The sequence below is a fragment of the Monashia sp. HAY1-5C genome (assembly GCF_056755255.1).
In genome coordinates, this window is sequence record NZ_JBPGXG010000154.1 from 1 (window position 1) to 10,111 (window position 10,111).

A 10,111-nucleotide genomic window follows, 5' to 3' on the forward strand; every position below is an offset into this window, starting at 1 on the left:
TCCCTATGACACGACTTTGGCGGGGTGATGAACGGTCGTCCCTCCCGAGCGACCGCGCCATGGCGCGCTTCCGGGCCGTGAGGGGGCGGCCCGCAGCCCGACACCCGCGCCATGGCGCACTTCTGGCCGGGGGGTGCGTGGGGTCGCGGCAGGTGCGGGCGGGGTCAGGCGGCGGGCAGCAGGAGCGAGAAGGTCGTGTCGCCGGGGCGGCTGTCGAGCTCGACGCGCCCGCCGTGGGCCTTGCTCACTGCCGCCACGATGGACAGCCCGAGGCCCGTGCTGCCACCCGCGCGGTTGCGGGCGTCGTCACCGCGGGCGAACCGCTCGAACACGTTGGGCTGCAAAGCGTCCGGGACGCCGGGCCCGTCGTCGTGCACAGCGACCCGAACCCAGTCGCCCTCGGGCCGCACGGACGTCGTGACGCGGGTGCCCTCGGGCGTGTGGGTGCGCGCGTTGGCGAGCAGGTTCGCCACGACCTGGTGCAGCCGGGCCGCGTCACCGCGCACCTCGACCGGCTCGGGCGGCAGGTCGAGGTCCCAGCGGTGCTCGGGCGCGGCCGCATGGGCGTCGCTGACCGCGTTGATGACGAGCATGGACACGTCGACCGGCTCGTCCTCGAGCGGTCGTCCGGCGTCGAGACGGGCGAGGAGCAGGAGGTCCTCGACCAGCGAGCTCATCCGGTCGGCCTCGGACTCGATCCGACCCATCGCGTGCGTCACCGACTGCGGCACCGCCTCCGGCTCGCGCCGCGAGATCTCGGCGTAGCCCTTGATCGAGGCGAGGGGCGTGCGCAGCTCGTGGGAGGCGTCGGCGACGAACTGGCGCACCCGCTGCTCGCTCTGGTGCCGGGCGTTGAGGGCCTCGTCGACGTGGTCGAGCATCTCGTTGAAGGCGACGCCGACCTGGCCGACCTCGGTGCGCTCGTCGGTGTCCGCGGCGTCGACGCGTCCGGCGAGCGCCACCCGGCCGGAGTGCAGCGGCATCCGCGACACCTTCGTGGCGGTCGCCGCGAGCCTGCGGAGCGGCTCGAGGTTGCGGCGCACGAGCCAGGTTCCGAGGAGGGCGACGAGGATGATGCCGGCGCCGAGGGTCATGACGGCGACGAGGACCATCTGCTGGATCGTGCGTTCGGTGCGGTCCATCGGCAGGCCGATGACGAGGACGCCGATGGGGGTGCCGTCGCTGACGACCGAGGTGGCCTGGACCCGGTAGGTGCCCAGGCCGGTGACCTCGATGTTCGTCGAGTCGTCCCGCAGCCCGGCGCGCTCAAGCTCGGCCAGCTGGGTCGTCGACAGCGGCACCGGTCGCTCGCCGCCGTTGCTGACCTTGCCGATGGAGCGCGGGAAGGCGGTGGTCGGGATCGTCGGCAGGTACGCCACCAGGCCCTCGTCACCGGGCCCGCGCGGCCGCCCGCCGTCGGCCTGCGTCCCGAAGTCCACGCCTCGGGGGTCCGAGAGCAGCCGGACCATCGAGGACTGGAGCTGGTCGTCGACCTGGCTGGTCAGCTGGCGGCTCAGCGCGAGCACCGTGAAGGCCCCCGTCGCGACGCCGATGACCGTGAACAGGGCGAGCATCGACGCGACGAGCTTGGCGCGCAGCGTCCACGCCGACCAGGGGCGGACGCGTGCGCGCGCACCGGCGAGACGGTCCCGCACGGTCGGGGCGGCCCCAGCCGGCTCAGCGCCCCTGCCGTCGTCGTGGGTGAGCCAGGCCGGCGCCTCGGCAGGCACGACGACGCGAGGGTCACCGAGGGCCGGCCGCGACCCGCTCTCGGGCTCCTCGAGCCCCGGCATCGGTGCCGGAACCGACTCGGGCAGGTCGTCGCGGGTGGCCGGGACCTCGACCCGGTGCGCGGTCTCAGACGGTGGGCTTGAGGACATACCCGGCCCCCCGCATGGTGTGGATCATCGGCTCCCGACCGGCATCGATCTTCTTGCGCAGGTAGGAGATGTAGAGCTCCACGACGTTGGCCTGGCCGCCGAAGTCGTAGTTCCAGACACGGTCGAGGATCTGCGCCTTCGACAGCACCCGGCGCGGGTTGCGCATGAGGTAGCGCAGCAGCTCGAACTCGGTCGCGGTCAGGTGGATCTCCTCGCCGCCCCGCGTGACCTCGTGGCTGTCCTCGTCGAGGGTGAGGTCCCCGACGACGAGCGTCGAGTCGGCCGCCGACACGGCGACGGTCGTGCGACGCATGAGGGCGCGGACGCGCGCCACGACCTCCTCGAGCGAGAAGGGCTTGGTGACGTAGTCGTCGCCGCCGGCCGTCAGGCCCGAGACCCGGTCCTCGACGGCGTCCTTGGCGGTGAGGAACAGGACCGGCACGTTGGGGTTGTCGCCGCGCATCCGGCGCAGCACCTCGAGGCCGTCGAAGTCCGGCAGCATCATGTCGAGGACGACGGCGTCGGGGTCGAACTCGCGGGCGGCGCGCACGGCCTCCATCCCGGTCGCCGCGGAGCGGACCTCCCAGCCCTCGTAGCGCAGGGCCATGCCCAGCAGCTCGGTGAGGTTGGGCTCATCGTCGACGACCAGGACGCGCACGGGCGACCCGTCGAGTCGCTGGAGACGCGCTGCGGCCGGCTTCGTCTTCTCGCTCATGCCATCAGTGAAACCTGTGGGACTGTGCCGCCGCCAGTACCTTCCTGTGCGGCTCCTGTGGGATCCCGGTGCGGCGGCAACGGATCTCGGCCGCGGGCGGCGTTGGCCCGGACGCCGCAGCACGGCACCGCAGTCACGGCACCCGGACGGCTCCCGCACAGCGCCGGCACAGCATCCCGCCGGACGGTCGTCCCATGAGCACCGACCCCACGACTCCGGTCCCGGCCGCCCCGGGACGCTCGGCGCTGCCCCGGTTCGACGCGGCCGCCCCTGCCGTCACGCAGGCCCCGCTGACCGGCCCCGCGACGCTGCCCGTCACGTCCGCGCAGTCCTCGCACGTCGCCACGCCGTCGGTCCCGTACGCCTACCCGTCGTTCACCGACCGCAGCGAGAGCGCGCGCTGGAGCGCGAGGAGGACGGCCGTGACGGCAGGCCTGGCCATCGTCCTCGCCTCGGCCGGCGCCATCGGGGCCGCTGCAGCGATGCCGGCAGGCTCGACCGCCCGCGACACGGGACGCTTCGGCGGCGGCTTCCAGCCGGGTGGGCAGAACGGGTTCGTGCCGTTTGGCCGGCAGGGCTTCGGCGGCAGCCGGAACGGCCCGGGCGTCCTGCCGAACCAGCTGCCGGGCCTGGACGACCAGAACGGCCAGGTGCCGAGGACCGTGCTCGGCGGGACTCAGCCGCTCCGGAGCCGGTCGGCGTAGCGCTCGAGCGCGGTCGCGGCCTGCTCGACGTCGTCCTCGAGACGCGCGACGAGGTCGTCACCGACGACGCGTCCCTCGCGGCCGAGGTCCTCGATGGTCCGGCAGGTGGCAGCGAGCGCGGAGGCCCCGAGGTTCGACGCGGTTCCCTTGAGCCCGTGGGCGATCCGCAGCTGCTCTTCTGCATCGCCGTGGCGACTGGCCCCGCGCAGCTCGGCGACCTTCTGCCGGGCGCCCTCGCCGAACCGGGCGATGAAGCGCAGCAGCAGGGCAGTCTCCTCGGGGTCGATGCCCCCGAGCTCCTCGAGCCTCCGGTGGTCGATGACGTCGCCGGTGACCGTGGCGGTTCCCCTCGGCGACGCCGACGCCGCGGTCGACGGGCCGGACGACGCGGCCGACGACGATGCGGCCGACTTCGACGCGGCCGACCCGCACGCGTCGACCCGCACGTCGGCCCGGCGACGCCGCGCCACGCGCGTCCCCGCCCACCGCTGCAGCGTGGTGCCGAGGAGCGCGACGTCGATGGGCTTGGTGAGGAAGTCGTCCATGCCGGCCTGCAGGCATCGCTCCCGCTCACCGGCGATGGCGGCCGCGGTCATGGCGATGACGGGCACCCGCGTGCCCCGGGGCTCGTGCTGCCGGATCCGTCGTGTCGCCTCGTAGCCGTCCATGAGCGGCATCTGGCAGTCCATGAGGACGGCCACGAAGTCGCGGCCGCGCTCGCGGTGCAGGTCGACGGCCTCGACCCCGTTGACCGCGAGGACGACCTCGTACCCCAGGCTCTCGAGCACGCCCTGGGCGACGAGCTGGTTGATCTCGTTGTCCTCGACGACGAGCACGGTGCCGTTCGAGGTCGCCGGCGTCGCCACCTCGCGCTGGCGCAGGTCGGGGCGCGGGTCACCGGCCAGGTGGGCGCCGGCGACGTTGACCATGGCGTCGAAGAGCGCCGAGGGCATGACCGGCGAGGTGAGGCCCGCCTCGATGCCGGCGGCGCGCAGGGTGTCGGGGTCCGGCGGGGTCGGGGTGTCGGTGACCAGCAGGATCCGCCCGTCCCTGAAGCTCCGGTCCGCGCGGATCATCGCGGCGATCTGCAGGCCGCCCGTGCCGGACCCCGGGTCGTCGCACACGACGACGTCGAACGGCTCGCCGGCGAGCTCCGCGCGGTGCATGGCGACGATGCCGTCGACGCCGGACGAGGCCGACCGCACGTCGACCTGCCACGCGCCGAGCTGGTCCTCGATGCGCTGCCGGTGCCCGGCGTCGCGGCCGATGACGAGGACCCGCAGCGAGGACACCGCGGCGACCTGGGCCTCGGGCCGGCCGACGGAGCGGGCCGACGCGCCGGCGAAGCAGGCCGTGAACCAGAAGGTGCTGCCCTCGCCCGGGACGCTGTCGACGCCGATCTCCCCACCGAAGGCCGCGACGATCTGGCGGGAGATCGCCAGGCCCAGGCCGGTGCCGCCGTACTGTCGCGTCGTCGAGGAGTCCCCCTGCGAGAAGGACTCGAAGAGGCGCTCGCGCACCTCCGGCGTGATGCCCGACCCGGTGTCGTGCACCTCGACCCGCAGCACGGGGCCGCCGACGTCGACGCGCTCGAGCGACATGCGGATGTCGACCCGCCCGGAGTCGGTGAACTTGACGGCGTTCGTCGTGAGGTTGGCGACGACCTGCCCGAACCGGACCGGGTCGCCCGAGACCATGAACGGGACCTCGCCGCCGTGGGCGACGGTCAGGGCCAGGCCCTTGGCGCGGGCCCGCTCCGCGACGAGCCCCGCGCTGCGCTCGAGCACGGCGGCCGGGTCGAAGTCGACGGACTCGAGCTCGAGCCGTCCCGCCTCGATCTTCGACAGGTCGAGGATGTCGTTGACGAGCTCGAGGAGCACGTGCCCGGCCTGGTCGATGCCGTCGGACAGGCGCCGCTGGTGGGGGGTGAGGTCGGTGCGCCCCAGCAGCTCGGACAGCCCGATGACACCGTTGAGCGGGGTGCGGATCTCGTGGCTCATCGTCGCGAGGAACTCGGACTTGGCCCGTGAGGCCTTCATCGCCTCGTCGCGGGCCTGGGCGAGCCGCTCGGCGGTCCACTCGCGCTCGGCGACGCGGGCGAACAGCGCCGTGATCTGGCGGATGGTGATGGCGTCACCGGCGGCGGGCGGTGTCGGGGCCCGCGTGTCGAGCACGACGACGCAGGCGACGCGGTTCTCGCTGATGACCGGGACGGCCGCGACGTACGAGCCGCCGCGGGCCCGTTCGACGCGCACCTCGCGCGCGTTGACCGCGCGGTTGGCCAGCTCGAGCCCCTCCCGCTCGGGCACGACGCTCGGTCCGACGTCCCGCGGCGGCGAGATGATGCCGCTGACGTGCCCCTCCGCGTCGACGACGGCAGCGAGGACCGGGCGCCACGTGGTGTGGGTGGCCACCTCGCCGAGCACGGCCGGCAGCGCCTCCGAGAGGGTCGCCGACTCGTTGGCCGCGGTCGCCATGGCCGTGATGAGGGCGAGCGCCTGCTCGGCGTCCTTCTTCTCGGTGATGTCCTGGGTCGTGCCGCTCATCCGCACGACGGCACCGTCGGCGTCCCGGCTCACGACGCCGCGCCCCCGCACCCACACCATGCCCCCCGACGAACGGACGACGCGCGCGTCGAACTCCCACGTGTCGCCCTCGGCGAGCGACTGCTGGAGGGTGCTCGATACCTGGGCGCGGTCGTCGGGGTGGATGAGGGCGAGGAAGTCCTCGTACGTCGGGGCCGACCCCGCCGGGTCCATGCCGTAGATGTGGAACATCTCCTCGGACCACGTGACGGTGTCGGAGCCGACCTCCCACTCCCAGCTGCCGAGCTTCGCGATGGACTGCGCCTCGGCGAGCATGTCGACGAGCTCGCGCTGGTGGCTGTGCTCGCTGACCCGGTGCAGCCACCCTCGGCGCACCCCGGCGTCGTCGAGGATCGGTGCGTGCGAGACGAGCGCCCAGAAGCGGTTGCCGTCCTTCCGCAGGAGGCTGCACTCGAGGTTGTCGCCCGGCTCGCCGGACGCCGCGAGGTCGGCCAGGTGACGGCGGAACTGCTCCTTGCCGACGGCGTCGAAGGCGTCGAAGACGCTGAAGCCCTCCATCTGCTGGGCGGTGCGACCGAGCATGGCGGCCATCCGCGGGTTCGCGTAGGTGGTGCGCCCGTGCTCGTCGATGACCCAGAGACCGTCGGGCGTCGCAGCGGTGATCCACCTCGCGAGGTCCCCCGCGGCGGCCTCCCCCAGGCCCGGAATGTCCGACATAGGGGGAATCCTCCCTCATGATCTGGCCTCGCACCGGGAGTTGGCGATATCGGTCGCCGCTTCCGCGGTCGAGACACGAGGTCGCCCCCCGGTGACAACCCCGCGCGGGGGTGACACGATCGGGGACGGCCCCGGGCGGCCCGTCCCGGGCCCGGGCGGATCGGAGGACGCATGTCGCAGCGGCAGCCACGCTCGGCGGGCGACGGCACGGCCGAGGCGGTGCACGACCTCGCCGACGCGTCAACCGACGTCGGCGCGGCGCCCCGGGCGGCGACCCCCGCGGACGACGCGCTGCGGGCCGGCACGGACCGCGAGGAGCCGCACGAGGACAGCGTCGCGGCGCGGCTCAACTGGCTGCGCGCCGGCGTCCTCGGCGCCAACGACGGCATCGTCTCCACGGCGGGCGTCGTCGTCGGTGTCGCGGGCGCGACCACGAGCCGGGCGGCGATCATCGTCGCGGGCATCGCCGCCCTCTCGGCCGGCGCGCTGTCGATGGCGGCCGGCGAGTACGTCTCGGTGAGCACCCAGCGCGACACCGAGCGGGCCCTCATCGCCCTCGAGAGGCGCGAGCTGCACGAGGACCCCGACGGCGAGCTCGAGGAGCTGACGCTCCTCTACCAGGCCAAGGGCATCAGCCGTGTGCTCGCCGAGCAGGTGGCCGCCGAGCTGACCGACCACGACGCCCTCACCGCCCATGCGGAGGCGGAGCTCGGCATCGACCCGAGCGACCTGACGAACCCCTGGCACGCCGCCGCGGCGTCGATGCTCGCCTTCTTCGTCGGCGCGCTGCTGCCGCTGCTCACCATCGCGTTCAGCCCGGAGCCCGCGCGCCTCTGGGTGACCGTCGCCAGCGTCGTGGCCGCCCTCGTCCTCACCGGTTGGGCCAGTGCCCGCCTCGGCCGCGCGCCGGTCGGTCGAGCCGTGGCCCGCAACGTCGTCGGTGGCCTCGTCGCCATGGGGGTCACGTACGGGATCGGCAGCCTCGTCGGCGTCCACGTGGGCTGAGCCCCAGTGGGGCGCCGTGTCCGTTTCCGCCCGTCGGCGCCGCACTCCCGGCCGCGGCGATGTACAGTCGAGGGGTCCCCGCGCCGATGAGGCGCGGCCCGACCCGCCGACTCCCGCCTCCGACGGGCTCCGGCTCGGGCCACCGGGACGTCACGGGGGGCGCGTGAGTGCGCGTCCCCGGACTCGAGTCGAGGCCGTCAGGGCCGGCGGGGCTCGCCCCGCCCGGGCCACCGCGGCGTCGGCCCGACGTCAGACGCGTCACCAGGAGGAACATGCCCACGCGCGTTCGCACCCGGGCCGGCAACGACCCGACCGCTTCCAAGGGCTCGGCCGGCACCACCCCGAACGGCTCGACCCGCTCGACCGCCTCGGCCAACGGCCAGAACGCCGGGCGTCGTGACGAGGCGGCGCCGCTCATCCCCGTGCTCGCCCGGCGGGTCCGCGAGGTCGAGTCGCGCGTCGCGAGCAAGGGCAAGGCGAGCCCGACGAACCGGACCAAGTTCCTCGTCGTGGCCCTCCTCATGCGGTCCGAGCGCGCCCGGGTCCGCGACGACGCGAGCCTGTCGAGCAGCACCCGCGCCGACCTGCTCAAGCGTCTCGACGGCATCGCCGGCATCCTCGCCCAGATCGCCGCCCGCGACACCAGCCTCATCTCCCTGCTGGACGCCGGCGTCAAGCCCGGCCCGGCCGCGCAGCAGATGCGCCGCGAGTGGCTCCTCGAGTCCGGGGCCGAGGTGCCCGACGAGCCGGCCCCGGCCGCGCCCGAGCCCGACCGCCCGGTGCTCCCGCCGGAGATCGCGGCCCGCCAGGTGCTGCCGCGCTCGGTGCCGGCCCGCGTGCGCGCCAACCCCTTCCTCGTGCCCGACGTCGAGGCCGCGACCCGGCGCCCGTACCTGCCGACGCGCCTCGCCGGCTGGGAGCTGCTCTCGCCGCTGTACCGCGCCTTCGAGCAGGGCGCCGGCGGCGAGGCGGCATCCATGGACCTGCCGCCGAAGCCACGCCAGGACCGCTTCTCCCCGCCCGGCCAGCAGCTCATGGTGCACCAGTCGCGCTTCCTCCAGAAGGTCCAGGAGGGCCACCGCACGTTCCTGCTCGCCGACGAGCCGGGCCTCGGCAAGACGGCGCAGTCGGTCCTGGCCGCATCGGTCGCGAACGCCTACCCGATGCTCGCGGTCGTGCCGAACGTCGTGAAGATCAACTGGGCCCGCGAGGTCGAGCGGTGGACGCCGCAGCGCCGGGTCACCGTCATCCACGGTGACGGCGACGACGTCGACGCCTTCGCCGACGTCTTCGTCGTCAACTACGAGATCCTCGACCGGCACTTCGCCTGGCTGTCCTCGCTCGGGTTCCGCTCGATGGTCGTCGACGAGGCCCACTTCATCAAGAACCTCACGTCGCAGCGCTCGCAGCAGGTGCTCGCGCTCGCCGACCGGCTGCGCGCCACGACGCCGGGCGGCAACCCGCTGCTCCTGGCGCTCACCGGGACGCCGCTCATCAACGACGTCAAGGACTTCGACGCCATCTGGCGGTTCCTCGGCTGGATCAAGGACGGCAAGCCGGCCTCGCCCATCCTGCGCGAGCTCGACGGCATCGGGCTGACCCCGGCCGACCGCGGCTTCTACCCCGAGGCGCGCAAGGTCGTCATCGAGCAGGGCATCGTGCGGCGCCGCAAGGTCGACGTCGCCAAGGACCTGCCGGACAAGCGGATCGCCGACATAACCGTCGAGCTCGACGACGACCTCGGCCGTTCCGTCCGCGAGGCCGAGCGTGCCCTCGGCCGCCGGCTCGCGCAGCGCTACCGGGCGCTGCTCGCCGAGGGCGAGGGGCACGAGTACGACGGCGAGCCCGACGAGGCGCTGCTGCGCCGCGTCGCCGCGGCCGAGCTGCGGCACGCGTCGGACACGGGCGAGAAGGGCGAGAACGTCTTCAGCCTCGTGCGCCGCATCGGCCAGGCCAAGTCGACGCTCGCCGCCGACTACGCCGTGCAGCTGTCGCACTCCGTCGGCAAGGTCGTCTTCTTCGCCAAGCACATCGACGTCATGGACGCCGCCGAGGCCGTGTTCGCCTCCGCCGGGCTGGGCACGGTGTCGGTGCGCGGTGACCAGACGAGCAAGCAGCGCCAGGAGGCCATCGACGGGTTCCAGAAGGACCCGGAGGTGTCGGTGGCGGTCTGTTCGCTCACAGCGGCCGGCGTCGGGCTCAACCTGCACGCCGCGTCGAACGTCGTGCTCGCGGAGCTGTCCTGGACCGCCGCCGAGCAGCAGCAGGCGATCGACCGCGTCCACCGCATCGGCCAGGACGAGCCGGTGACCGCGTGGCGCGTCCTCGCCGCCGGCACCATCGACTCCAAGATCGCCGAGCTCATCGACGCCAAGCAGGGACTCGCGGCCCGGGCCCTCGACGGCAGCGACGAGGAGGTCGCCTCCGGTGACAGCCTCCAGCGCGACGCCCTCGTGGCGCTGCTGCGCGAGGCCCTCGCCGAGACCTGGACCGCCTGACCCCCGCGCTCCCAGCGAGGGCTCCCGCCTCCCCGCGCCGCCCACA

General features: G+C 73.9%; 6 protein-coding genes. 3 read left to right on the forward strand and 3 right to left on the reverse strand.

Annotated features, from left to right (window positions below; genetic code table 11):
* Positions 1-164 precede the first annotated feature (164 nt).
* On the reverse strand, positions 165-1,880 hold the full coding sequence (locus ACR9ZK_RS18520) for a sensor histidine kinase (protein ID WP_481343434.1): 1,716 nt from the start codon (positions 1,878-1,880) through the stop codon (positions 165-167).
* A complete protein-coding gene (locus tag ACR9ZK_RS18525) occupies positions 1,858-2,595 on the reverse strand; it encodes a response regulator transcription factor (RefSeq protein WP_481343435.1) in 738 nt (245 codons plus the stop codon). The genes ACR9ZK_RS18520 and ACR9ZK_RS18525 overlap by 23 nt, the downstream gene beginning before the upstream one ends.
* Before the next feature lie 194 nt (positions 2,596-2,789).
* Here ACR9ZK_RS18525 and ACR9ZK_RS18530 point away from each other — a divergent pair, with 194 nt between their 5' ends.
* Complete coding sequence (locus ACR9ZK_RS18530) at positions 2,790-3,299, forward strand: hypothetical protein (protein WP_481343436.1); 510 nt, start codon at positions 2,790-2,792, stop codon at positions 3,297-3,299.
* On the opposite strand, the gene ACR9ZK_RS18535 is transcribed toward ACR9ZK_RS18530, so the two are convergent.
* Entirely contained in the window at positions 3,272-6,562 is a 3,291-nt protein-coding gene (locus tag ACR9ZK_RS18535; RefSeq protein WP_481343437.1) for a response regulator, read from the reverse strand. The two genes, ACR9ZK_RS18530 and ACR9ZK_RS18535, sit on opposite strands and share 28 nt — an antisense overlap.
* 171 nt (positions 6,563-6,733) lie before the next feature.
* Here ACR9ZK_RS18535 and ACR9ZK_RS18540 point away from each other — a divergent pair, with 171 nt between their 5' ends.
* Together ACR9ZK_RS18540 and ACR9ZK_RS18545 are read left to right on the forward strand one after the other, a co-directional pair.
* The gene (locus tag ACR9ZK_RS18540) at positions 6,734-7,567 is read left to right on the forward strand and encodes a VIT1/CCC1 transporter family protein (RefSeq protein ID WP_481343438.1); all 834 of its coding nucleotides are present in this window, start codon (positions 6,734-6,736) and stop codon (positions 7,565-7,567) included.
* A 272-nt stretch (positions 7,568-7,839) separates the two neighbouring features.
* Entirely contained in the window at positions 7,840-10,065 is a 2,226-nt protein-coding gene (locus ACR9ZK_RS18545; RefSeq protein WP_481343439.1) for a DEAD/DEAH box helicase, read from the forward strand.
* The last annotated feature ends 46 nt before the right edge of the window (positions 10,066-10,111 follow it).